This is a genomic window from Acinetobacter sp. TR3, assembly GCF_027105055.1.
GTDB lineage: Bacteria > Pseudomonadota > Gammaproteobacteria > Pseudomonadales > Moraxellaceae > Acinetobacter.
Genome location: NZ_CP114264.1, coordinates 525,559 through 552,006 on the forward strand (window position 1 = coordinate 525,559; position 26,448 = coordinate 552,006).

18 protein-coding genes, 2 tRNA genes, 3 rRNA genes and 1 pseudogene are annotated in these 26,448 nt (G+C 38.7%); 22 read left to right on the plus strand and 2 right to left on the minus strand.

Features of this window, described 5'->3' with window-relative positions; translation table 11 throughout:
• Positions 1-6 precede the first annotated feature (6 nt).
• The 15 genes and pseudogenes from O1449_RS02515 to hisC all read left to right on the plus strand — a co-directional run bounded on the left by O1449_RS02515 (position 7) and on the right by hisC (position 14,951).
• Entirely contained in the window at positions 7-1,068 is a 1,062-nt protein-coding gene (locus tag O1449_RS02515) for a DUF6670 family protein (protein ID WP_269239072.1), read from the plus strand.
• Positions 1,069-1,478: 410 nt separating this feature from the next.
• Positions 1,479-3,016: ribosomal RNA gene (locus tag O1449_RS02520) — 16S ribosomal RNA — on the plus strand.
• 59 nt (positions 3,017-3,075) lie between these two features.
• Positions 3,076-3,152: transfer RNA gene (locus O1449_RS02525), tRNA-Ile, on the plus strand.
• A 36-nt stretch (positions 3,153-3,188) separates the two neighbouring features.
• A tRNA-Ala gene (locus O1449_RS02530) sits at positions 3,189-3,264 on the plus strand.
• Positions 3,265-3,631: 367 nt separating this feature from the next.
• Positions 3,632-6,522, plus strand: a 23S ribosomal RNA gene (locus O1449_RS02535).
• 174 nt (positions 6,523-6,696) lie between these two features.
• Positions 6,697-6,811, plus strand: a 5S ribosomal RNA gene (rrf, locus tag O1449_RS02540).
• Together the 16S, 23S and 5S rRNA genes with 2 tRNA genes alongside form the textbook arrangement of a ribosomal RNA operon.
• Positions 6,812-6,953: 142 nt before the next feature.
• Positions 6,954-7,571: a hypothetical protein gene (locus tag O1449_RS02545; RefSeq protein WP_269239073.1), complete on the plus strand. Its 618-nt coding sequence runs from the start codon at positions 6,954-6,956 to the stop codon at positions 7,569-7,571.
• A 292-nt stretch (positions 7,572-7,863) separates the two neighbouring features.
• Positions 7,864-9,312 carry an RNA polymerase factor sigma-54 gene (locus O1449_RS02550; protein ID WP_269239074.1) on the plus strand — a complete coding sequence of 483 codons (1,449 nt, stop codon included), beginning with the start codon at positions 7,864-7,866 and terminating at the stop codon, positions 9,310-9,312.
• 166 nt (positions 9,313-9,478) lie between these two features.
• The gene (hpf, locus tag O1449_RS02555; protein WP_005158799.1) at positions 9,479-9,820 is read left to right on the plus strand and encodes a ribosome hibernation-promoting factor, HPF/YfiA family; all 342 of its coding nucleotides are present in this window, start codon (positions 9,479-9,481) and stop codon (positions 9,818-9,820) included.
• Between the two features lie 135 nt (positions 9,821-9,955).
• The gene (gene ibaG / locus O1449_RS02560) at positions 9,956-10,207 is read left to right on the plus strand and encodes a BolA family iron metabolism protein IbaG (protein ID WP_004663844.1); all 252 of its coding nucleotides are present in this window, start codon (positions 9,956-9,958) and stop codon (positions 10,205-10,207) included.
• Positions 10,208-10,213: 6 nt separating this feature from the next.
• Positions 10,214-11,473, plus strand: a complete 1,260-nt coding sequence (gene murA, locus O1449_RS02565; RefSeq protein WP_269229639.1) for a UDP-N-acetylglucosamine 1-carboxyvinyltransferase — start codon at positions 10,214-10,216, stop codon at positions 11,471-11,473.
• Positions 11,470-12,159, plus strand: a complete 690-nt coding sequence (hisG, locus tag O1449_RS02570) for an ATP phosphoribosyltransferase (RefSeq protein WP_087536792.1) — start codon at positions 11,470-11,472, stop codon at positions 12,157-12,159. Before murA ends, hisG begins: the two co-directional genes overlap by 4 nt.
• A gap of 92 nt (positions 12,160-12,251) precedes the next feature.
• Positions 12,252-12,380, plus strand: a pseudogene (locus O1449_RS02575) (DUF4272 domain-containing protein); the annotation flags it as partial.
• A gap of 131 nt (positions 12,381-12,511) precedes the next feature.
• Positions 12,512-13,801: a histidinol dehydrogenase gene (hisD, locus tag O1449_RS02580; RefSeq protein WP_269239075.1), complete on the plus strand. Its 1,290-nt coding sequence runs from the start codon at positions 12,512-12,514 to the stop codon at positions 13,799-13,801.
• 64 nt (positions 13,802-13,865) lie between these two features.
• Complete coding sequence (gene hisC / locus O1449_RS02585) at positions 13,866-14,951, plus strand: histidinol-phosphate transaminase (protein ID WP_269239076.1); 1,086 nt, start codon at positions 13,866-13,868, stop codon at positions 14,949-14,951.
• A 13-nt stretch (positions 14,952-14,964) separates the two neighbouring features.
• On the opposite strand, the gene pabB is transcribed toward hisC, so the two are convergent.
• Positions 14,965-16,314, minus strand: a complete 1,350-nt coding sequence (gene pabB, locus O1449_RS02590) for an aminodeoxychorismate synthase component I (RefSeq protein ID WP_269239077.1) — start codon at positions 16,312-16,314, stop codon at positions 14,965-14,967.
• A 520-nt stretch (positions 16,315-16,834) separates the two neighbouring features.
• Between pabB and filA the strand changes: the two genes are divergently transcribed.
• The 6 genes from filA (at position 16,835) to filF (ending at position 25,109) form a co-directional block, all read left to right on the plus strand.
• Positions 16,835-17,824 (plus strand): putative pilus system protein FilA, encoded by a 990-nt coding sequence (filA, locus tag O1449_RS02595; protein WP_269239078.1) that lies wholly within the window; start codon positions 16,835-16,837, stop codon positions 17,822-17,824.
• Between the two features lie 271 nt (positions 17,825-18,095).
• Positions 18,096-18,929, plus strand: coding sequence for a putative pilus system C39 family peptidase FilB (gene filB / locus O1449_RS02600; protein ID WP_046740010.1), 834 nt, complete (start codon positions 18,096-18,098; stop codon positions 18,927-18,929).
• A 45-nt stretch (positions 18,930-18,974) separates the two neighbouring features.
• On the plus strand, positions 18,975-20,090 hold the full coding sequence (gene filC / locus O1449_RS02605) for a putative pilus system protein FilC (RefSeq protein ID WP_269239079.1): 1,116 nt from the start codon (positions 18,975-18,977) through the stop codon (positions 20,088-20,090).
• A gap of 12 nt (positions 20,091-20,102) precedes the next feature.
• Positions 20,103-21,767, plus strand: a complete 1,665-nt coding sequence (gene filD, locus O1449_RS02610) for a putative pilus system OmpP1/FadL family transporter FilD (RefSeq protein ID WP_171249222.1) — start codon at positions 20,103-20,105, stop codon at positions 21,765-21,767.
• Positions 21,768-21,778: 11 nt separating this feature from the next.
• A complete protein-coding gene (filE, locus tag O1449_RS02615; protein WP_442865333.1) occupies positions 21,779-23,077 on the plus strand; it encodes a putative pilus assembly protein FilE in 1,299 nt (432 codons plus the stop codon).
• Between the two features lie 19 nt (positions 23,078-23,096).
• Positions 23,097-25,109 (plus strand): putative pilus system protein FilF, encoded by a 2,013-nt coding sequence (filF, locus tag O1449_RS02620; protein ID WP_269239081.1) that lies wholly within the window; start codon positions 23,097-23,099, stop codon positions 25,107-25,109.
• 38 nt (positions 25,110-25,147) lie between these two features.
• On the opposite strand, the gene O1449_RS02625 is transcribed toward filF, so the two are convergent.
• Positions 25,148-25,696: an NUDIX hydrolase gene (locus O1449_RS02625; protein ID WP_269229648.1), complete on the minus strand. Its 549-nt coding sequence runs from the start codon at positions 25,694-25,696 to the stop codon at positions 25,148-25,150.
• Between the two features lie 120 nt (positions 25,697-25,816).
• Between O1449_RS02625 and O1449_RS02630 the strand changes: the two genes are divergently transcribed.
• Entirely contained in the window at positions 25,817-26,431 is a 615-nt protein-coding gene (locus tag O1449_RS02630) for a CoA pyrophosphatase (RefSeq protein ID WP_005218190.1), read from the plus strand.
• Positions 26,432-26,448 lie beyond the last annotated feature (17 nt).

A 26,448-nucleotide genomic window follows, 5' to 3' on the forward strand; every position in this document is an offset into this window, starting at 1 on the left:
TTCAGTATGCCAATATTGATGAATAACAATCAATTAAAGCGGCTGAACCTCAATAAGTCAGAAGCTTTAACATTTTATCCGCCAAAAGGCTTATTTAAAATTGTTTATCAAGCTTTAATTCTGCCGAATTTACCTGAGCCCTTTCATTACTTAAATTTTATTAGTCTAATCGGTCAACCTCGCATTCCGATTTGTTATAACGCCAGTGCTATTACTACGACGGCAATTGATACTGCGACAGTTTTGGTCAGTAGTAGTGTATCAACTGTTGGGCATCTCAAAAGTTATAGTGCCAAAGAGCATTGTCAATTAGAACAAGACCGTTATCAGTTTTTAGATGTAGATCAAATCCAAGTTGATTTCCCAAATTATTATTTTAAGCGTGATGATGAGGAGCTCAGTTGTCAACTCAAAGTGAATATTGGTTCTGAAATAGAAAATCATTCAGCTTTACAATGGGGAGTTGGCGATTATTGGTATGTGCGTTGCCAATGTGAAGGGGAAATCACCTATAAAAAACAAAAGTATCAAATTGAAGCACAGGGTATTTTAAAACATGCTAGAGCCATTTATTTGCCTTTTATAGCTTTCCATTTTTTTACCTATCAAATCATTCAGATTAATGCAGATTTGCAAATTATTTTGTCCGAACTCAGAAATCAGTGGAATAGCATTATTTTTTCTCGCATTGAAATTCAGTCGAATGAACAGCAATCTCGACTTTATGATGATGAAGTCATTTTTGATGTCAGCCGTGTTTATCCAAAAGTTCAGACACCTAATGGTCGTGATATGTATTTACCTAGGGAATTCATTTGGCAATATTCAGAAAAGGATGCGGTTGTCTTTCAACTAACAGCACAAAGTCGAGGTGATTATAAATTTGGTTTGGCAGCAGGTTATGTGGGCAGCTTTCACTATCAACTCTTCTGGAACAATGAGAGTTATGAGGGCACTGGATACTGTGAATATATCGATTGCAGACCTTTACACTGGCAAGAAAAAAATAAAACTGAGCAAATAATCGACCAAATCGCACATTTTCAGCCTTATTTGTGTAAAAAATGATCGGTTGATGCGATAAGTGAAATAAATTTTCTAAAAGTGCTTGCACCTGATCTGAAATACTGTAGAATGCACATCCATCGGCGGTGATGCAGATAAAAACTTGTTGAGAAACAAGGATTTGGCTAGAAAGGTTAGATTCTTGGGTTGATTGGTAGGTTTAAAAAATATCGAAATTACCTGTTGACTTTAGTTTAGATTAGAGTAACATAGCCGACCTAGCTTGATGATGACGAATCATCGAGAAGATCATTAAGAGAATAGAAGAACAACTTGTGTGGATTTTTACTGGTTGATCGATCGAAAATATTTCATTGATTGAATGGTAGAAATTTCTCGAAGTTTATTTGAGCGAATTTTTAGTCAGAAAATTGATGAGCCAAGATTTGTAGCCATAAGCTACTAATGATTTTAAACTGAAGAGTTTGATCATGGCTCAGATTGAACGCTGGCGGCAGGCTTAACACATGCAAGTCGAGCGGAGATGAGGTGCTTGCACCTTATCTTAGCGGCGGACGGGTGAGTAATGCTTAGGAATCTGCCATTTAGTGGGGGACAACATTCCGAAAGGAATGCTAATACCGCATACGTCCTACGGGAGAAAGCAGGGGATCTTCGGACCTTGCGCTAAATGATGAGCCTAAGTCGGATTAGCTAGTTGGTGGGGTAAAGGCCTACCAAGGCGACGATCTGTAGCGGGTCTGAGAGGATGATCCGCCACACTGGGACTGAGACACGGCCCAGACTCCTACGGGAGGCAGCAGTGGGGAATATTGGACAATGGGCGGAAGCCTGATCCAGCCATGCCGCGTGTGTGAAGAAGGCCTTTTGGTTGTAAAGCACTTTAAGCGAGGAGGAGGCTACTAGTATTAATACTACTGGATAGTGGACGTTACTCGCAGAATAAGCACCGGCTAACTCTGTGCCAGCAGCCGCGGTAATACAGAGGGTGCGAGCGTTAATCGGATTTACTGGGCGTAAAGCGTGCGTAGGCGGCTGATTAAGTCGGATGTGAAATCCCTGAGCTTAACTTAGGAATTGCATTCGATACTGGTCAGCTAGAGTATGGGAGAGGATGGTAGAATTCCAGGTGTAGCGGTGAAATGCGTAGAGATCTGGAGGAATACCGATGGCGAAGGCAGCCATCTGGCCTAATACTGACGCTGAGGTACGAAAGCATGGGGAGCAAACAGGATTAGATACCCTGGTAGTCCATGCCGTAAACGATGTCTACTAGCCGTTGGGGCCTTTGAGGCTTTAGTGGCGCAGCTAACGCGATAAGTAGACCGCCTGGGGAGTACGGTCGCAAGACTAAAACTCAAATGAATTGACGGGGGCCCGCACAAGCGGTGGAGCATGTGGTTTAATTCGATGCAACGCGAAGAACCTTACCTGGCCTTGACATACTAGAAACTTTCCAGAGATGGATTGGTGCCTTAGGGAATCTAGATACAGGTGCTGCATGGCTGTCGTCAGCTCGTGTCGTGAGATGTTGGGTTAAGTCCCGCAACGAGCGCAACCCTTTTCCTTATTTGCCAGCGAGTAATGTCGGGAACTTTAAGGATACTGCCAGTGACAAACTGGAGGAAGGCGGGGACGACGTCAAGTCATCATGGCCCTTACGGCCAGGGCTACACACGTGCTACAATGGTCGGTACAAAGGGTTGCTACCTAGCGATAGGATGCTAATCTCAAAAAGCCGATCGTAGTCCGGATTGGAGTCTGCAACTCGACTCCATGAAGTCGGAATCGCTAGTAATCGCGGATCAGAATGCCGCGGTGAATACGTTCCCGGGCCTTGTACACACCGCCCGTCACACCATGGGAGTTTGTTGCACCAGAAGTAGGTAGTCTAACCGCAAGGAGGACGCTTACCACGGTGTGGCCGATGACTGGGGTGAAGTCGTAACAAGGTAGCCGTAGGGGAACCTGCGGCTGGATCACCTCCTTAACGAAAGATTGACGATCGGTAAGAATCCACAACAAGTTGTTCTTCGAAGATGTATCTGAGGGTCTGTAGCTCAGTTGGTTAGAGCACACGCTTGATAAGCGTGGGGTCACAAGTTCAAGTCTTGTCAGACCCACCAAATCTGAAAGATATATCGTTCATTAAGTGATAAGCTGGGGACTTAGCTTAGTTGGTAGAGCGCCTGCTTTGCACGCAGGAGGTCAGGAGTTCGACTCTCCTAGTCTCCACCATGTACTTTACAGAGTACAAGCTAAGAAGATTATAGAGTTTAGTGAATACAGTCTAATTTGACTGGTTTATTAATCTCTGTGATTTATCACAGTTTACTGCAAGCTGACGAGGCTGTAGTTAATCATTAACAGATTAGAATTTGAGTCTGAAATAAATTGTTCAAACTCGATTAAATAGGAAGATAACAAGTAATTGTTAAATTAATATTTAATCTGAGAACTAGCAAAAACACTGAATCAAGCGTTTTGGTATATGAATTTAGATTGAAGCTGTATGGTGATTAAGTTCACAGACAACGAATAGTAGCAATTAAGTTTGCAACGCTAACACTGACTTGTATGTGTTAACGACTGTTTGGGGTTGTATAGTCAAGTAATTAAGTGCATGTGGTGGATGCCTTGGCAGTCAGAGGCGATGAAAGACGTAATAGCCTGCGATAAGCTCCGGGGAGGCGGCAAATATCCTTTGATCCGGAGATTTCTGAATGGGGGAACCCACCCGCTATAAGGCGGGTATCATAAGCTGAATACATAGGCTTATGAAGCGAACGAGGGGAAGTGAAACATCTCAGTACCCTTAGGAAAAGAAATCAATTGAGATTCCCTTAGTAGCGGCGAGCGAACGGGGAGCAGCCCATTAAGTTGTGTGTGTTCTAGTGGAACGCTCTGGGAAGTGCGAACGTAGAGGGTGATATTCCCGTACACGAAAGGGCACACACAATGATGACGAGTAGGGCGAGGCACGTGAAACCTTGTCTGAATATGGGGGGACCATCCTCCAAGGCTAAATACTCCTGACTGACCGATAGTGAACCAGTACCGTGAGGGAAAGGCGAAAAGAACCCCTGTGAGGGGAGTGAAATAGATCCTGAAACCGCATGCATACAAGCAGTGGGAGCCGACTTGTTCGGTGACTGCGTACCTTTTGTATAATGGGTCAGCGACTTATATTCAGTAGCGAGGTTAACCGTATAGGGGAGCCGTAGAGAAATCGAGTCTTAATAGGGCGTTTAGTTGCTGGGTATAGACCCGAAACCAGGCGATCTATCCATGAGCAGGTTGAAGGTTGGGTAACACTAACTGGAGGACCGAACCCACTGTCGTTGAAAAGCCAGGGGATGACTTGTGGATAGGGGTGAAAGGCTAATCAAGCCTGGTGATAGCTGGTTCTCCCCGAAAGCTATTTAGGTAGCGCCTCGGACGAATACCATTGGGGGTAGAGCACTGTTTCGGCTAGGGGGTCATCCCGACTTACCAAACCGATGCAAACTCCGAATACCAATGAGTACTATCCGGGAGACAGACTGCGGGTGCTAACGTCCGTAGTCAAGAGGAAAACAATCCAGACCGCCAGCTAAGGCCCCAAAATCATAGTTAAGTGGGAAACGATGTGGGAAGGCATAGACAGCTAGGAGGTTGGCTTAGAAGCAGCCACCCTTTAAAGAAAGCGTAATAGCTCACTAGTCGAGTCGGCCTGCGCGGAAGATGTAACGGGGCTAAAACTATGTGCCGAAGCTGCGGATTTGACAATAGTCAAGTGGTAGGGGAGCGTTCTGTAAGCCGATGAAGGTGTATTGAGAAGTATGCTGGAGGTATCAGAAGTGCGAATGCTGACGTGAGTAACGACAAAACGGGTGAAAAACCCGTTCGCTGAAAGACCAAGGGTTCCAGTCCAACGTTAATCGGGGCTGGGTGAGTCGACCCCTAAGGCGAGGCCGAGAGGCGTAGTCGATGGGAAATTGGTTAATATTCCAATACTTCTGTGTAATGCGATGAGAGGACGGAGAAGGTTAAGTCAGCCTGGCGTTGGTTGTCCAGGTGGAAGGTTGTAGGCATGTATCTTAGGCAAATCCGGGGTACTCTATGCTGAGAACTGATAGCAAGCTGTACTTGTACAGTGAAGTGGCTGATACCATGCTTCCAGGAAAAGTCTCTAAGCTTCAGTTACACAGGAATCGTACCCGAAACCGACACAGGTGGTCAGGTCGAGTAGACCAAAGCGCTTGAGAGAACTCTGCTGAAGGAACTAGGCAAAATGGTACCGTAACTTCGGGAGAAGGTACGCTGCTGACGGTGATGGGACTTGCTCCCTGAGCTATTGGCAGCCACAGAAACCAGGCCGCTGCAACTGTTTATTAAAAACATAGCACTCTGCAAACACGAAAGTGGACGTATAGGGTGTGATGCCTGCCCGGTGCTGGAAGGTTAATTGATGGGGTTAGCGTAAGCGAAGCTCTTGATCGAAGCCCCAGTAAACGGCGGCCGTAACTATAACGGTCCTAAGGTAGCGAAATTCCTTGTCGGGTAAGTTCCGACCTGCACGAATGGCATAATGATGGCGGCGCTGTCTCCAGCAGAGGCTCAGTGAAATCGAAATCGCTGTGAAGATGCAGTGTACCCGCGGCTAGACGGAAAGACCCCGTGAACCTTTACTGCAGCTTGACATTGAACTTTGACCTTACTTGTGTAGGATAGGTGGGAGGCTTTGAAGTTGGAACGCTAGTTCCAATGGAGCCGTCCTTGAAATACCACCCTGGTAATGTTGAGGTTCTAACTCTGCCCCGTAATCCGGGGCGAGGACCATGTCTGGTGGGTAGTTTGACTGGGGCGGTCTCCTCCTAAAGAGTAACGGAGGAGTACGAAGGTGCGCTCAGCGTGGTCGGAAATCACGCGTAGAGTATAAAGGCAAAAGCGCGCTTAACTGCGAGACCCACAAGTCGAGCAGGTACGAAAGTAGGTCTTAGTGATCCGGTGGTTCTGTATGGAAGGGCCATCGCTCAACGGATAAAAGGTACTCTGGGGATAACAGGCTGATACCGCCCAAGAGTTCATATCGACGGCGGTGTTTGGCACCTCGATGTCGGCTCATCTCATCCTGGGGCTGAAGCAGGTCCCAAGGGTATGGCTGTTCGCCATTTAAAGAGGTACGCGAGCTGGGTTTAGAACGTCGTGAGACAGTTCGGTCCCTATCTACCGTGGGCGCTGGAAATTTGAGAGGATCTGCTCCTAGTACGAGAGGACCAGAGTGGACGAACCTCTGGTGTACCGGTTGTGACGCCAGTCGCATCGCCGGGTAGCTATGTTCGGAAGGGATAACCGCTGAAAGCATCTAAGCGGGAAGCCTACCTCAAGATAAGATTTCCCTAGGAATTTATTCCTCTAAAGAGCCGTTCGAGACTAGGACGTTGATAGGTTGGGTGTGGAAGCACGGTGACGTGTGAAGCTGACCAATACTAATTGCTCGTGAGGCTTGACTATACAACACCCAAACAGTTGTTGTATTCAAGATAAATTCAATACATAACTTGATTTAGTGTGAAAACTAGTTAAAATGCTGAACACAAAGTTAGACTCAATATCTAATCCGTTAATAACTCATTTGGAAAAAGCCTTGGCATAGATAAGACCAAAGCAAGTATCCATAAACAGTTTGCTGGCGACAATAGCAAGAGTGAACCACCTGATCCCTTCCCGAACTCAGAAGTGAAACCTCTTAGCGCTGATGGTAGTGTGGCGTTTGCCATGTGAGAGTAAGTCATCGCCAGCTTTTAATTCTAAAACACCCCCTCCGCTAATGCTGAGGGGGTGTTTTTTATTGGGGAAAATAGACTAAAAAATGATAGCGTAGAAAACATCGTAAATTTAGAATTATGGTACATTTAAAAATAAGTATGAGGAAAAGTATCGACATGATGTTTTTAATTTTCACAATATTTTGTGTATGTGTTTTTTATCAAATTTGTGTTTATATTAATCGTAGAGAAAGAATAAAAACCAGAATACCACATAAAAAGAAGGTTGTATTTGAAAGAAGATCCATTCCTCATATAGATGAAAAAATGCAGTTAGTAAATGAATCAGCAGCAATTAATAATCAAAATTATATAGAAAAAATAGATCAAGTACTTAAAGATTTGGAGGATAAAGGTGAGGTAATACTTATTTCAACTAATCCAAAATATATACCAAAATTTATATTTCATTCAATAGTTGAGGAGGTGTTGAAAGATCGGTACAGTGATTTTTTAATTGAATCTGATATACCTTATTTATTAGAAAGGGTTGCTCAAGAAGTAAGCTTAATATTCTCTGAGGATATAAAAAATGCGGAAAGAATAGCAAATGAGTTTTATCATAAATTATTATATCGCTATACTATGGTTCAGGTTGCAGAGATCATACATCATGAGACTCCTTTTGAGATAGCATTAAGAGCATTCTATAGTATAGAGTTGAAAAATATAGATAATCGAGATTTTAATTATCTGGACTGGAGAAAGCAATACTACATGAAGTTGAGGGGGTGAATCTATTCTTATGTGTCGGTGAAAAAATGTAAGAAAATTATCATTTATTAGCGTATCGATGTTAATTATAATAAATTTATCCTCTTAGCTAAAAGGAGGGTGGGAAAGATATTTATTTTTTACGTTAATTTTAACAATTAAGACACTTTTTGATGAGCTTTATCACCCTACTTACCATCAGAATGAAAAAGAAAAATAGGTAAAGATACCTTTTCTATAGGCTTCTGTATTTTTTTATGCTATAAATCTTCTTGCAGGCATGTTTTTTGCTTGTTTAAAAAGGGATTTTAGTATGAAGCTATCTGTAGGGTTGAAAGTTGCGAATAGTTTATCGTTAACCCCTCAATTACAGCAGGCAATTCGTTTACTACAACTTTCTAGTTTGGAATTGGAGCAAGAAATACAAATTCAATTAGATAGTAATCCGTTACTGGAAAAAATTGAAGAAAATAATACAACAGAAAGTTTATCTACTTCAGAGATCAATGAGTCAGGAGATTTAACAACTGAACTTAATGCAGACCATTTACCAAATGACTTGCCTGTTGATACCGAATGGGATGATATTTATACACATCAATCAACTGCATTAGCGTCGCCAGAATATGAGGAACGAGAGGATAATCGTCAAGTTCAATTGAGCCTAAAAGAACACATTTTAGAGCAAGTAAATTTATTACATTTTTCCACAGTAGATAAATTAATTGCTTATTGCATCGTTGATTCTTTAGATGATAAAGGGTTTTTAGATGCTGAATTAGATGATATTTTGCTTGCAGTTACTCGGCTATTACAGGAAATGGAGAGTGCTGATGAGGTTGAAGAAGATGAAATTATTGTTGTTTTAAAACATATTCAACGTTTAGATCCAATTGGAGTGGGTTCTCGAAATTTAGCAGAATGTTTAAAGATCCAATTAGAAGTCATAGATCAAAAAAAATCATACTTAGCTGAAGCAAAGTGTTTACTGAAGTATTATGAATTATTAATAGCAAATGATCTAAATAAACTATTAAAACAAACAGGTTTGTCTAAAGAGCAGTTGAAAGGTGCTGTTGATTTATTAAAAACATTAAAACCATATCCAGGATTAGAATTTAGCCAACAAGAATCTGAATATCAAGTTCCTGATGTTGTGGTTTCCAAGAAAGATCAGCATTGGCAAGTCCAGCTTAATCCTGATGTTATGCCTAAATTAAGGATTAATTCTTTTTATTCAAATATGATTCGTCGTGCTGATCAGAGTGATGATAATGTTTATTTACGTAATCAAATGCTTGAGGCGAAAAATTTTATTAAAAGCATAGACGAACGACATAAAACATTACTCAAAGTTTCAACTTGTATTGTGGAACATCAGCGAGCTTTTCTTGAACAAGGACCTGAGGCGATGAAACCTTTAGTTCTCCGTGATGTTGCGGAGGAAGTTGAATTGCATGAGTCTACTGTTTCACGTGTAACAACCAATAAGTATATGCTTACGCCACGTGGTTTATTTGAATTGAAATACTTTTTTTCAAGTCATGTTGGAACGACAACAGGTGGTGAGGCATCTTCAACTGCGATTCGGGCAATGATTAAAAAATTGGTTTCGAATGAAAATCCGCGTAAGCCTTTGTCTGATAATGCAATTGCGGAAATGTTGAAAGATGAGGGGATTGAAGTAGCTCGACGTACAGTCGCAAAATATCGCGAATCGTTACATATTCCATCGTCTTCAGAAAGAAAAGTCTTGATCTAAATTTCAAGGTGTGACTATTCTAAGCGTTCATTATGACGAAATAATGAATTTTTCAATAATCACTAAAGGAATCGCTAAAATGATTTAATGAATGTTGAATCTTAATATGCATTAAATTTGCTTGGGCGATTCTTTGTATCCTTAGAAAAAGGTGAGGGATAGAATTATGCAAATAACGATTCGTGGACACCATTTAACTATTACGCCTGCTATTGAAGAAAATATAAAAATGAAATTTAGTCAAATGACTAAGCATCTAGATCAAGTGAATAGTATGCAAATCAAATTGGCTAAAGATCATCAAATTGATAGACGTTCTCATAAAGGGAGCTCTAATCATATTGCTGAGGCGATTATTCGCTTACCGGGGATTGAACTGTTTGCGCAGGCGACAGCAGATGATATGTATACTTCGATTAATAAATTAACAGAAAAACTGAAAAGACAGCTTGCAAAACATAGAAAAATACAGTGTTCTTATCAACATGAGCTTGCAATTTTAACTTAAGTTTTTTTATTAAAAGAGGCTTTGCAAATAGCCTCTTTTTTTTATCGATAAAAAAAGAAACGGCTTACTGAATTATCTGAAAAAGTTATAGTAAAATGTATGGTTTGACGCCATGGTTGTATAAGAGGTCTAGTAATGAATAGTGAGCAGCTCACGCAAATTTTAAAAGAAGCTTTCCCTGAAGCAGAAGTAGCAGTGAGTGGCCAAGCTGGGAAATTCGACCTTCGAATAGTTGATGATCAGTTTGATGGCAAACGTACGATTACTCGTCAACAAGCCGTATATGCACCATTAAACTCTTATATCGCAAGTGGTGAAGTGCATGCAGTTACGATTCGCGCAATGACAAAAGACGAATGGCGCAAAGCAAGCCTTTTCGGAGCTTAAATATTAATGGATAAATTTTTAATTACGGGCGGTGTTAAGCTCGAAGGCGAAGTACGTATTTCTGGTGCTAAAAATGCAGCTCTGCCTTTACTTGCTGCAATGATTCTTGCAGATTCTCCGATTACTTTAACGAATGTACCTCATTTAAAAGATGTGAACACCTTAGTGAAGCTGATTGCTGGCTTAGGCGTTACAATGAGCTATGAAGGAGATACGGTTCGTGCGGATGCGTCAACATTAGATAATCAGTTTGCACCTTATGAACTTGTGAAAACTATGCGTGCATCAATTTTGGTACTTGGTCCACTATTGGCTCGCTATGGGAATGCTAAAGTTTCATTACCTGGTGGTTGTGCGATTGGTTCACGTCCTGTCGATCAGCATTTAAAAGCATTGGAAGCTTTAGGTGCGCAGATTGAAGTTGAAAATGGTTATGTCCATGCTTCTGTTGATGGTCGCTTAAAAGGTGGCGAAGTTATTTTTGACATGGTCACTGTTGGTGGCACTGAAAATATCTTGATGGCTGCTGTATTGGCTGATGGTGTGACCACGATTCGTAATGCTGCTCGTGAACCTGAAATTACTGATCTTGCACAAATGCTCATTAAAATGGGTGCCAAGATTGAAGGTCTAGACACAGATACATTGGTTGTAACAGGCGTTGAAAGTTTACATGGCTGTGAATATGCGGTTGTTGCTGATCGAATTGAAACTGGTTCATATTTAGCTGCTGCTGCAATTACAGGTGGTCGAGTTAAAACCACGCATACGGACCCAGCATTGTTAGAAGCAGTATTGGATAAGTTTGAAGAAATGGGTGCAGAAGTGACCCGTGGTGATAATTGGATTGAACTAGATATGCAAGGTAAACGTCCTAAAGCTGTGAGCTTTAGAACTTTACCTCATCCCGAATTTCCAACTGATATGCAAGCACAGCTTATGGCGGTCAATGTGATTGGTCGTGGTTTTGCAACGATTTCAGAAACAATTTTTGAAAATCGTTTTATGCATGTTCCTGAATTGTCACGTATGGGCGCAAATATTCAAGTGGAAGGGCATGATGCAGTCATAACTGGTGTAGATAAATTGCAAGCTGCTCCTGTAATGGCGACTGATTTACGTGCATCATTTTCTCTTGTTCTCGCTGCATTAGTCGCAGAAGGGGAAACCTTAGTTGATCGTATCTATCATATCGATCGTGGGTATGAACAAGTTGAAGAAAAGTTACAAAGTTTAGGTGCTCAGATTAAGCGAGTAAAAGGATGAATGACTTAAGAAACGATGATCCAAATTTTGATGTAATGGGTAATTTTGATCATGGTTTAACCTTAGCACTCAGTAAAGGTCGTATCTTAAAAGAGACATTACCTTTACTTGAGAATGCGGGTATTAATTTATTAGAAGATCCTGATAAATCACGTAAATTAATTTTCCCAACTACACATAAAAAAGTACGTATTTTGATTCTTCGTGCTTCTGATGTACCGACGTATGTGGAGAACGGTGCAGCAGATTTTGGTGTAGCGGGTAAAGATGTGCTGATGGAACATGGCGCCCAACATGTGTATGAGTTACTTGATCTAAAAATTGCAAATTGTAAATTGATGACTGCTGGTAAGGTTGGCATGGAACGTCCGAAAGGCCGTTTAAAAATTGCAACCAAATACGTGAATCTTACTCGTCAATACTATGCAAGTTTAGGTGAACAAGTTGATGTGATCAAACTTTATGGATCGATGGAGCTTGCACCTTTGGTTGGGTTGGGTGATTACATCGTCGATGTGGTCGATACAGGTAATACTTTACGTGCCAATGGTTTAGAGCCATTAGAAGAAATTTGCAAAGTTTCTTCTCGTTTAATTGTCAATAAAGCGAGCTTTAAACGTAAACAAGCCGTGTTAAATCCAATTTTGACGCAACTTGAAGAAGCTGTGAAATTACGTTCAGTATGATTTTGTATGATGATTCAAAAAAACCGTTCTTTTGAACGGTTTTTTTATCGCTTAATTTTCTAATTAAGGGAAAGAATGTCTTACTTTCAAATGATGCTCGTTTAAAACAACAAGATGCGCCTGAAAATTTAAATGCTTCAGTTGTTGTGGAACGTCATGGTGCTTTGAATTGGCTAATACAGCATGATGGAGATTGGGATAATCCAAACTTAAATACATAAAATTTAAAATATTTAAACCTAAAAATGATTTTTTCTATTAAAGCAGGTGGAAATGCTGATGTTATCTTGCCCACAAGCATGTTGAAAAAGAGTAAACTTAGCTTTCTCTTATTCGCCTTGTGGGTAAATTGATGCGACGTTTATCGACTCAGGATCAAAATTTTAAACAGGCATTTGCTGAACTTTTAGCATTTGAAACTGTGAATGATCCTCAATTAGTACAAACTGTAGACCAAATCATTGCTGATGTTCGGCAGTATGGTGATGAACATGTACTTAAATTAACACAACAGTTCGATCGACATCCAGCGCATCAATTCTCGGATTTGGAACTGACCCAAGCTCAACTTAAAACTGCATTTGAAGGCTTAAGCACAGAAATTCGTGAAGCCTTAGAATTGGCTGCAAAACGTATTCGTTCTTTCCATCAGGCACAAAAGCAGGAAGGTTGGACTTATGTTGATGATCTGGGTAATACCTTAGGTCAGAAAGTCACGCCACTTGATCGCGTCGGGATTTATGTTCCTGGTGGATTAGCATCTTATCCATCATCTGTACTTATGAATGCTTTACCAGCACATGTAGCAGGGGTTCCTGAAATTATCATGGTGGTTCCAGCGCCGAATGGTGAATTGAATCCATTGGTTTTAGCAGCTGCATATTTAGCAGGGGTAAGCCGTGTATTTACTATTGGCGGTGCTCAAGCCGTTGCAGCGTTAGCTTATGGAACGCAAACCATTCCAGCTGTCGATAAAATTACAGGACCGGGGAACCGTTTTGTAGCAGCAGCCAAACGTGCAGTCTTTGGTCAGGTGGGTATTGATATGATCGCGGGGCCTTCGGAAATTTTGGTGTATGCCGAAGGGGAAAATAATGCTGAATGGTTGGCTATGGATGTATTGTCTCAAGCTGAGCATGATACGGTTGCACAAGCCATTTTTATTACGCCAGATCAAGCACTTTTAAATGCTGTCGAAACAGCCATTGAAAAGCATTTAAGTGAATTGCCAAAAGCAGAAATTGCTCGAACTTCGATTCAAAATCGTGGTGCGTTGGTACTGGTAAAGGATCGTGCGGAAGCGATTAAACTGATTAATCAGGTTGCTCCAGAGCATTTAGAATTATGTCTTGATGATGCTGAATTAATGAGCCAAGAGATTCGTCATGCAGGTGCGATCTTTATGGGGCGTTATACGCCTGAAGCGATCGGTGATTATTGTGCAGGTCCAAATCATGTTTTACCGACTTCGGGTACAGCGCGTTTTTCTTCACCGCTCGGCGTTTATGATTTCCAAAAGCGTTCAAGTTTAATTATGTGCTCGCAAGAGGGCGTTAAAACTTTGGCTAAAACAGCAGATGTGTTGGCAGTTGAAGAAAATCTTGATGCCCATGCACGCTCGGCACGCTATCGTTATCAATAACCGATTCGAAGAATAGATAGGGGCTGATAGAAGCCCCTTTTTTGAGATATATGAGAGTAGAACAATGACGTTTACAACTGAACAAATGCGTTTTTGGAGTCCAGAAGTTCGTGAACTTGAGCCATATGTACCAGGTGAGCAGCCTAAGATTCAGAACTTACTAAAACTTAATACCAATGAAAACCCATATCCACCATCACCTAAAGTTGTGGAAGCTGTTCAAGCAGTTTTAACTCACCAAGCCGATGCTTTGCGCTTGTATCCAGATCCAGATGCGACCGCTTTAAAGCAGGCAATTGCTAAACAGCAGCATGTTGATGTTGCTCAAGTCTTTGTCGGTAATGGTTCGGATGAAGTTTTAGCGCATATTTTTAAGGCTTTTTTTATTCAGAAAGAGCCAATCCTCTACCCAGATATTACCTATAGTTTTTATCCTGTTTATAGCCAGTTTTTTGCAACGAAAACCAAGCAGATTCCATTGAATGACAAGTTCGAAATTGATGTTTGTGATTATGCACAGGAAAATGGCGGTATCATCATTACCAATCCGAATGCGCCAACCAGTATTGCATTAGGATTAGCGCAGATTGAGCAAGTACTTAAAACAAATCCTGATCGAGTCGTGGTGATTGATGAAGCTTATGTCGATTTTGGTGCAGAGTCAGCGGTACAATTGGTCAATCGTTACGAAAATTTAGTTGTTTGCCAAACAACATCTAAATCACGTTCATTAGCTGGTTTACGTGTTGGATTTGCGATTGCTCAATCTCATTTGATTGCAGCACTTGAAGCTGTAAAAAATAGCTTTAATTCCTACCCAATTGATCGTTTTGCGATTGCCGCGGCGGTAGCCTCATTTGAAGATCAAGCTTATTTTGAAGCGCAATGTGCCAAAGTGATTGAGAGTCGAGAAAAATTAGTTGGTGATCTCACGGCTTTAGGTTTTGATGTATTGCCATCGAAAGCCAATTTTATTTTTGCCACACATTTAGAATATGATGCTGCTCAACTGGCTCAACAATTGCGTGAGCAGGGCGTGATTGTGCGTTATTTCAATAAGCCACGGATTAATCAATTTTTACGTATTACAATTGGTACAGATGAACAAAATCAACGTCTAGTGGATACGCTTAAAACGCAAATTTTATAATTTGTAGAAAAATTTAGTTCTCAGATTTTTGCCATGTATTGAGCAAATCAAGCATGGCAGAAATTTTATCAAAGCATTCCTGATATTCAGCTTCTGCATCAGAGGCGATGGTGATGCCTCCACCTGCCCACATCGATAATTGATCCTGATATTTTTGAATAGTACGGATTAAGATATTCCAGCAACCTGTTCCATCAAAATTAAAATAACCCAAACTTCCACAATATGCGCCACGTGGAGTACCTTCTAATTCATCAATAATTTGCATAGCGCGAATTTTCGGTGCCCCTGTAATTGAACCACCCGGAAGGGCGGACAATAACATTTGCATAGGGTTTACTTCTTTTTTTAAGGTTGCAGTGATTTCACTGACCATATGATGAACTTGGTTGAAGCTTTCAATTTCGAAAAGTTTTGTAGTTTCTACAGATCCTGTTTCTGCATAAACACTTAAATCATTACGAAGTAAATCAACAATCATCACATTTTCAGCCTGATCTTTTTCAGAGCGGCTTAGCTTATCTTTAGATTGTTGGTCTTGCTCAGCATCATCAAAACGAGGCATTGTACCTTTAATTGGCCGCGTTTTAATTTTTCGATTTGTTTGAAATTCGATAAACAACTCTGGAGAACAACTGAGTAGCTCAAAATCATCTATCTTGAGATAGGCAGCATAAGGTGCATGGGTGAGCGCCCATAAATCCTGTGCTCGATCTAATAATGAACCTTGTGTTTTTGCAATAAACTCTTGAGTTAAATTAATTTGGTAGCAGTCACCAGCTTTGATATATTCCTGTACTTGATTAAATGCATGTAGGTATTGTTGCTTAGACCAGCGCGGATAGCATTTTTCTAATAATGAGAAAGGTGTTTTTTGAATATTGATTGATTGATTGAGTAGATTTATGACATTTTGATAAATACTTTCAGCTTCATTTTCATCACTATAAAAATACCAAGCATCATCCTGAAACTTTAAAAAAGTCGAATATAGACCTAAGAAAAAACTGGGTTGATTTCGTGAAACCATGTTTATAAATTGATTTGCACTATAGTCATAACTAAAAAAGCCAATATATCCACCGCTAAAAGTAGTTTTCATTGAATTTTCTGAATTGGCTTGAAAATTTAAAAAATCGCTAATAGGCAAGGTTGCTTGTTCATTCTTATATTTATTAAATTGAGTTTTATAAAATTTTTTTAGTTCTGACTGTTCTAATACTAAGAATTCTTGAGGCAAAAAACCAATTGTCGGGGTGTGATTATCATATAAATAAACTAAACCGGTTAGTTCATTCAGTTGTATAAGAAGGTCAAATGCAGAGGTGAGTTGCGTGTCAAGTTTTTGCTGAAAATGAGACATATAACAAAAATACATTCATATACATTTGGAAAATATAATTGTACTACAATCATCTAAATTCTACTGATATTTATCCTATAGATAAAAGCTTGAAAAATATTTGTGAAATATATCGTGATTCTATCCACTGAAATTGCAAAACAAGTTGAAATTTTCATACAGTGATTTAAGAAAGAGCAATTGTTTACATTTTGCAGTGATTTGGGCGAATAATAAGAGGTCAAAATTGGATATTTGACTATGATTTTCTAAAAATGCCGATTAGAAAAATTATAGTGCTTTCCACATGTTAGAGCATATAAGTTAAAGTGATGCACGAAAAAAGTATCACGCCGTTTGTCGGGTTATTTATAAAAATCGATTAACACTAGTTGAACATAAAATAACAAACCTGTAATTTAGTACTTGCTAAACGAACTACTCAAGGATTGGAAGTTCAAGTTGTCATTAAGAAAAAAACGACCGTGGACAGTTTAGAGTAGTGAAAGTCAAAAAATAAATGCTCTTGGGAGAGTGCTCAATGAAAATGTTTACTAAACTAGCTTTAGTTTCTTCAATGGCGATTAGCGCGAATGCAATGGCTATGCAGTCAATGGATGATGCTGCACTAAGCGCTGCAACAGGTCAAGACGGTATCAATATTGGTATTGGTATTTCTAAAATTGAAATTGATAAAGTTTTAATTCACGATAACGATGGTTTGACAAATACTACATTAGGCGGTACTAGTACTGCTGGTGCAATTGTAATTCAAGGAAACGGTACAGGTCTTACTGCTACTAAAGGTGTTGTAATTACAGCTCCAATGTTGAATGCTACTACTGTTGATAATACTCGTGCTTTAGCATCACATAACCTTGCTGACCTTACAATTGATACAGATGCTGGTACTGGTACAAATGGTGCTTTCCTTAACGTTGCAGCAGCTGTTTCTGGTTTAGATATCTACATCGGTGAAATTGGTGTGTCTGGCTCTAATGCAGCAAGCACTACAGTTCGTCGTGGTAATGATACAACTAACTACAACGCAATTTTATCTGGTTTAACAATCAAAACTGGTAAAATGGATGCAAATATTCAGCTAGGTGCTGCTCCACAAGGTGCGATGATTGTATTAAATACAACTATGCAAGGTGGTTTAGAGATTAAAAACCTAGGTATTGTTGATAGTTCTACAAAAACTGGTAACGGTGATGGTACAGCTACTAACCGTGCTGCAGGTCAAATTTTCCTTGATAGCATCAAAGTTTCAGATGCTAGCGGTGCAAACTTAACAGTGAATGCTGCTGTAAGTGTTGTTGGTAAAGAAGACACTAATAACGGTTACTTACGTATTATCACTGGTTCTGGTGCTACTACACCTAAAACTGATATGTACATCAAAGGTGTTCATTTAGGTAGCCAAGCAGCGGCTTCAATTGGTGATGTAGAAGTTCAAGGTTTACAAACTTACTACTTCAACGGTACTGCAAATGTTCAAGGTTCTATGATCACTATTTCTGGTCACTAATCTTGTAATAAAAAAAAGCGCACTAGTTGCGCTTTTTTTATTTGAAATAAGTATTTTTATGCTCTAAAACTTAGAATAATTTTGCTAGAGTACAATAAATTACTTAATGGCAACTAATTTTTATTAAAAAATACATTTCGTCAAAAAAAACTAAAAAAAAGCTGTTTTTTTTTATAAAAAAAGGTATCTTCAACATGCAGGGATGAGGTGTTTACGGACACTAAAATAAAATGAATAAGGCAAGTTGTGCCACTGTTAGAAAAAGAGACTTATGTTAGAGATCGCTTTAGGCTCAGCATTGATGTATTACTTTACAACGCAAGCCTTCGAAATAGAAAAAAAACCAGAGGGGACTGTATATTATACAGAGACCTTAGATTCTCGTAATCCTTCTTTTACACGTAATCATCGTGAGGCGGTCACAATTAAACCTGCTATAGAAGATCAATTTCGAGGAATTGTACGTCAGGCGTATGATTATAGTTGTGGCTCGGCAGCATTAACTACGTTGTTAAATGGCTATGGTGGTTTACGTTTGACTGAACAACAAACGATGACAGGTTTGCTTCAGTATGGTGAGTATCAGCGTATTATTGAGCGCCGTAGTTTTTCTCTGTTAGATATGAAGCGATTTGTTACTGCACTTGGGTTGAATAGTGGTGGGTATCGAGGGGAGTTTTCAGATTTAACCAGTTTAAAACAGCCTGCAATTGTTCCTATTACTTATGCTGGTTTTAAACATTTTGTTGTATATAAAGCATATAAAAATGGTCGAGTTTATGTGGCTGATCCATCATTAGGCAATATTAGTTTTGATGAAATTCGCTTTAAACAGATTTGGGATAATAATACACTTTTCATTGTAGATATTCCGGAAGAGTATCGTAAAAACTTATTAGCGTTGCAAGACTCAGATATGCGCCATGTAGAAGATGCAACTGTTAATAAATATGCTCTTGCGGAAATTCAGTTCCCGACACAAAAGTTTGAACGTATGGCCGATAAAGCATCAACAATGCGCCGAGTATTAGATGCAGACCCTACTTCCGCTACTTACAATCAACCAATTACGACTTTTATGCGCTTATATTACAAGCGGAAGTAATTTAGAAATCATTAAAATTAATGTATTAATAGGATGTAACGCAAAATGAAAAGTCCATGGATGAACATCAGTGTGTTGGCATTAAGTATGAGTGCGATTACAACAACACTTTATGCTGAAGAACAGAAATCAACGGAAGTTCAAACCGAACAAACAGCGCAAGTAGATCAAGCTACAGATGCAGTGAAAGATGACTCCAATGTAAAAGCTGGTGAAAGTCAAGCAACACAAGCAGCAAATGCATTACAAAAGCAAGAAGGTGATGCGACTAAAGAAACAAATTTACAAGAAGTATTTACATCTAACGAACGTCAATATTCATTGATAAAAAAAGGCGTTATTTCTTCTTATTATGACATTGATTACACATACTATCGAGATAGTAGACTAGATCTTGCTACAGGCGATAGTACAAGTGCTTTACAACGCTTACGTGTTGAAGAAGATGCAAACCATACACTTACAAATACATTTACGACACAATATGGTTTACTTGATAACTTGACCTTATCAGCATCTATTCCTCTCATAGCAAAAAAAGATTTATTACAGCAAAAAACAGCCGCAGGTTTAGGTGATATTTCTTTTGGAGCTCGTTGGGAACCGTTTCCTTTAAAACAAGGGCGTCTTCCGTTGGTTTTATTTGGTAATTTATCAACTAAAACTGGTGATAGTCCTTATGAAATTGGTATTGATGAGCTGTCAACTGGTAAAGGTTATTATTCTGTTGGTTTTGGTGCAAGTACTCGCAAATACATCGATCCTGTTGTGCTTTTTAGCTCAGTATCGGCGAACTATGGTCTGAAAGAATCTGGACTTAACCAATTACGCGGAAACAGAGTGTTGGAAAGTTTTGATCCAGGTTTAAGTGGTGGTTTTTCATTCGGATTTGCATATTCGTTTAACTACGACGTATCACTCACAATGTCCTATCAGCAAAGTTTTAACACTGGTGCAAAATTCTACTTCAAGAATGATGAAAGTTATAAATCGGCTGATCAAAGTAGTGCGATGCTTTCTTTTGCCTTAGGAGTTAGAGTCTCACCTGAAACAATTGTCAATGGTACAGTTGGTATTGGTTTAACGGAAGATGCTCCTGATGTATCTCTAGGATTATCTTTCCCACTCGATATTATAGGTTTTGGCAAAAAAGTTCGTTAAGGAGATGTAATGGTGAAATACCTAAAATTATGTCCTTTAACGGCAGCAATTTTTTTAGCTAGCTTATCTAATATTGCTAACGCACAATTAGGACAGGACTTATCTGTAGATTTACGTTCATTATCATTAGGAAATGCAGTTACTGCTGATCCACCAGGGATTAGTGCTGTACATTTTAATCCAGCAGCATTAGCTAAGATTGATGGGTTACAAACTGATGTGCAAGGTATTTTAGCTAACTTTGCTATTCAACGTGAGTATTCAGCTCCTGCTGGTTATAATGTTTTTGGTTATTCCGATGATCCATTGGTTTGTAATGATGGACCAGAAGTTAGAACTGGAATTTGTACAGACTTTAAAGGAACAGTTCACGGGGACGTTGAATACGCAAGTATTTATGTACCGATTCTTAAAAAAATCGTAGATTTAGGACCTAATTCTCCATTAGCCGCACCAACTGCTGCGATTGCTTATAAGCCACCGGGTTCCAAAGTAACCTATGCGACAGCTATGTACGCACCATTAGTTGCAGGTTTTGGCGCAGAAGATGGTAATCCAAGTAATTATATGGGTCAACAAGTTGCATTAGAGCGTATTACCTATTTATCCCCATCTTTTGGCTATCAAGTGAATGATCATTTATCAGTTGGTGCATCCTTTGGTATGTCTTACCAAGCGATCGCACTTAAAACGGATCTACGCTTTCCAAATGAAATGATTGGTGTATTGCGAATGGTAGATGAAGTGGTATGTACTCCATTTAAGAATAATGGGGATATTATCACCGATTTACTATTATTTGGTATTTGTAACGCCAAAGAAGGTATGAACCCGTTTAGTAAAATGGGGGCAATGGATGTATCTTTAGAGCAATCATTAAGTCCAAGTTATAATTTGGGCGTATTATGGGAGCCAACCGATGATTTTAGTTTTGGTATGGTCTATCAAAGTGAAGCTAAAATGCGATTGCGAGGTAAATATTTAATTAATAATGCGACAGCTCCACAACAACTCGTAGCTGGTTTAAATTCGTCAGCAACTGGTCAAATTCTTGCGGCAATTCTTGGCTTGCCTGGGTATGTTCCTAATGTGGAATCTGGTTTAGTTGCCATGGATTTTAAATATCCACAACATTTTAAAGCGGGTATAAAATATAAAATATTTCCCGACTTGCAAATGAATTTTGATCTCGGTTGGACCGACTTCGCTGCGTGGGATAAGTTTAAGTTTGAATTTGATCGACAAATATCATTATTAAAGGTTGCTAAACTTTTGTCTGCTGATGTGACGGATCGTTCTTTAGCTTTACCTTTAAAGTTTCAATCATCTTGGCGTTGGGGAATCGGTTTTGAGTATTCTGCAACTGATCGATTGAAGTTACGCATGGGTTATGAGCCTCGCACGAGTTCGATTCCTGACGATAAACGAAATACGATGGTACCTATTAATAATGCTCAATTATTTGGTTTAGGTGTCGGTTATCGATTTGATCAAGATACAGATTTAGATCTTTCAATTGGCTTCTTACGCAGTCGTGATGATATTCCTGCAAATACTAGTAGTCTTGCAAATAAAACAGGGGTTGATAATATTTTATTAAATCCATATGCAGGCTTAGATATTAAAACCAATACTAAGGTAACTTTGCTTGGTATCAACTATAGAACAAAATGGTAATGTTAACGACTATGATATTGAAACAATCTAAGCTTGCAATAGCTGTAATTATTACTGTTATTGCAAGTACTTCGGTTGTATATGCAGATGGTTTTTATACAATTATTGGCCCTGATGGAAGACCAATGATTATTCCTAAAAAACCAACAGAAAATGAGAATAGAACAGATAAGGTTATAAGTTCTACTCATGTTGATTCTTCGGCAGCATCAGAAAAAAATCTACCAGTTAGAAATAATGTCAATTTAAATTTACCAACAATACCAATGTCTAAGCAAGATGCTGTTAAGAATACAGCTAAAATGCAATCATCTTCAGAATCAAAATTAGCTTCTGAAGTAGTTAATCAACCAAAATCTCAAAATTTTATAAATAATTCAAAAGAAATAATTGATGCCAATACTAATAAAAAGGTAACACCAAAATTAAATGTTGCTAGTAAAAGTCTAACTACTATTGAGGCAGAATCATCTGCTTCATCTGCTTCATCTGCTTCATCTGCTTCATCTGCTTCATCTGCTTCATCTGCTTCATCTGCTTCATCTGCTTCATCTGCTTCATCTGCTTCATCTGCTTCATCTGCTTCATCTGCTTCATCTGCTTCATCTGCTTCATCTGCTTCATCTGCATTCATACAAGTAGATGGTATTGAATATGTCAATAATGAATATTTAGAAGATCAGGAATTTAATTTAGAGGGTAAAAAGCGCTTTTATAGTATGCCTGATGGTACAGGACGTATAGAGACGATAGAGCGCAAAAAAGGTGTAAGTCGATCAATTCTGGATAAAATGTTAAAAAAATCAAACCAGAGTCTAAATTCAATTACTTTATCTAATAATTATGTTCGTTTATCTGCACAAGATTTATCTCTGGCATTTGAGAATGATCGTTGTTTCTTAGAAAGTTATAGTAAAAATAAAACAATCAAGAGTTTAGTCCCTGAAAAAGAAATTGGCTTATGGCCTCGTAAACCTATAAAAGAAAAATTTGAATATGAATTAGTTAAGCTTGATCAAAATATTCAATATATGCAATTTGATTCTTATGCATCTAATACTGATAAACCAACATATTATTGGCCTTTAGTGATTTTTTTAGATAAGTCTGGTTGTATATTAGAAGGCGTGAGTGGATTTAAGAATCAGAAGATTCCAGCAACATTATTACAACATGCAGCCCTTCAAGGTGTAATTAAGATACCGCCTAAAAGTTATTATATGATGATGACTCCATTAGCATCAGCCGTGGATGTTCCAGAGCAGGAACTTTCAAATCAAGGACAGATTAAGATTGCTGCTTTACAGTAAGCATTAATAGGATGAACCCATGACAAATAACAAAATTTTCTTACCCTTTGCTTTAACGACATTAGTAGCATTATTACAAGGCTGTGGAGGCGAGAGTACAAAAATTAATGAAGATCCAAATAAAGGGGTTAGTGGCGTAACAACTAGTACGAGTTGTACGCCTACAAGTAGTGACTGTCTACCCTTTGCCATGGATTATCCTATTTCTGGTTTAAATTTTGATTGTAGTAGCGATAAGGCAAATCACTTTGCAACTAAACTTGATTCAAATGCTGTTGGGGGAGCTTGTAAATTAGGCGACACTGCAACTTTTTATATACAAGGTAAAGATGCTAGGAAAATTAACCTTGGTATTGTGAAATTAGATGATATTTCTAAGATTAATGACTTAAGGTATCCAGTACCACGCCTTCGAGTCATTGATTTAGCAAGCGCATTAACAGGAAAAATGCCAACAGCACTTGATCCAAATGATGAGACTATTCGTGTAGCGATAGCATTAATAAAAATTTTCCATAGTATTGGTCTTGAGCAAGAAGATAATGCTTTGGGGGATATTCAACCTACTCAGATTACTAACGAAAAGAAAGATCTATTATCTCAATTAACTAAAGATATTGGTGTTGCTGAACTGAGTAATGGATCTTATGTTGATATATTAAAGCCATGGTTGAATGTTAGTAATGTAACAGATGAACAAGCGATGGTGCTGCTTCAGCGTCTCTTAAATTTATCTAATGCAGGTGTATGGCAAACAACAATACCTTTCTTAAAGGCGGGTACAATTACACCTTCAGTTAAGACTCCAGATGGCTTTTTTGGTTGTAATCAATTAAATTATAATGATTGTGTTAATCCTGATAAAGGTAATGACCTTATACATTCGATGGGGGAAGTCTTTTTACTTACAGATCGACAAGGATATACAATAGGAACAGGCCAACAATGGCGAGGTCCTGCAAGTTTTATAGAGGGTAAACTTTATCCACCATCTGTATTAATTACTAAAGTCAAAGCTCAAAAAGTACAAATTAATCCTCAAAATACGTGGTTGAATCCTATTAATCGTGAAATAAACTCTAACCAACCGCTGCGTTTTGCTTTGACAACTAACCCATCAGAAGACTTAAAATTTAAGCAAGGTAAGTTGATTAATGGTCATACAATCCCTGGGACAGAATATATTTATAGACTGCTATTAAATGTTAAAGATACAGACTCAGTAAATACAGCACATTTGGGGCAATGGGAGCAAGCTATAGATAGTCGAGCTTATAATGGAAGTTTAGAAATTTATAAAGCAAACCCACCAAGTTACTTAGGTAAAGATGTTTTTAAAACCAGTGCAAATGTAAAAACAAATCAAAAATATATTTTCCCTTTATATGCGACTCTAATATTTGGTTTCTCTGATAATAGTATTCCTGACTCAGAAAAAATTAAATTAGGGATTGTAATTGACGAGAATGGTGATATCCGAACTGATATTCGTAAAAATTCTACATCTAGTGATATGTCCGGAGAGTGTGCAAAAATCCAATCTATTAATTCAGATGGGACGATCACTGATGAGTTTGGAGAAACTCAATATCGTATAGGCTCTACAGGAGCAACCTCTTTTACACCTACAAGTAAATCAGTATCTGTCCGAGCAATTTTATCTAATCCAAAATTTGGTGTATTAAATGGTGCTATGTTTGGATTAAATGTTGGTGTTATTTATAATGAAACGATTAAAGCTATTGGTGGCGCTAAAATTAATATTCACAATTTATTAAGTGATGCCCCACAAAAAGAAATAACATTAACTGACTTTACTGAGACAAGTAGTACAGTATATTGGTCAAACACTTATGCTTATTATCAGGGTGTGTATGTAAATCTATACGATAATTTAAAGGATACGGATAAAAATAATTATGTTAAACCAACAGACGAAGATCGTAAAATGGCTAAACGCTGGACTGGTCCAGTGACTATTCAACTAGCGGATCAAAATTTAAATGCATGTAAAGCTGTTAAAATAAAATAAGAGTTAAATAAAAAGACCGCGATAAGCGGTCTTTTTATTTAACCTGTATGATCTAAACGTGTACCTAATGTTTCTAAATGAGAAGGAAATAATCCTAGTTTACGATCTGAGAAATAATGTTTTAAAGTTTGTTCTACACTTGGAAATGCGAGTTCTGTCCATGGTATATCATGTTCTTCAAATAAACGGCATTCGAGACTTTCTTCTCCAGCTCCAAAAACACCATCTTTTAATTGTGCTTTAAATAGAACATAAATTTGCCCGATACGTGGAATATTATACATACAGTATAGTTGTTCAATATCAACTTCGGCTTCAGCTTCCTCACGTGTTTCACGTGCAGCGCCTTGCTCCATGGTTTCAAATAATTCCATGTAACCCGCAGGGAGTGTCCATAGTCCATAACGAGGTTCTATAGCACGTCGACAAAGTAAAACTTTGTCATCCCAAATGGCTAATGCTCCACAAATGACTTTCGGATTTTCATAGTGGATATTGCCACAGTGTGTACAGACAAGCCGTGTTTTATGATCGCCTAGCGGGATTTTTGCTTCAGTTTGATGTCCACACGCAACGCAAAAGCTCATAATTATCATCAACCATAGAGATAACTCAGCATAACTGAATTTTTATCACTTCGCATCATGATCTATGATTGTGATTGAAATTTCAGTTATGATGATTTGTAAGGAAAATGAGAAAAAGAGATGAGTCATATGGAAGAACCATCGTTAATACAGCTTTTACAACAACGGTTGCGTTTTTCCAAACGAATCCAACAAGCTGATGCAGCGGTTTTAATTGCAATTACACAAGAACAGCAACCTAAGGTCTTACTCACACGTCGTTCAATCCATTTATCTCAACATGCAGGTGAGGTGTCTTTTCCCGGAGGAAAGCGTGATCCAAGTGATACCAGTAATATTGTAGTTGCTTTACGTGAAGCACAAGAAGAAACAGCACTTAATCCTTTCGATGTCAAACTGTTAGGTGATTTACCGATACAACGTGCGCGTAGTGGTTTATCTGTGAAACCGATTGTAGGATTAATTCCCGCAGAAGTAGATCTAATTGCGCAACCTACAGAGATAGATCGTATTTTTTTTGCACCATTGCAGCAGCTAATTGATGCACCGCCTTTACCCTATGAAGTGCGTTTAGCTCGACAATCAATTTATTTTCCGAGTATGCAGGTTGAAAATGAGATCGTATGGGGCTTAACCGCTCGAATGTTAGTATCATTATTTCAGTATGGGCTAGGACATCAAAAAAAATGGCCTTTTTTAGTTAATCCTCCTCATTTTGGATTATCTAAATTCTAATCACGTCTTATTAAAAT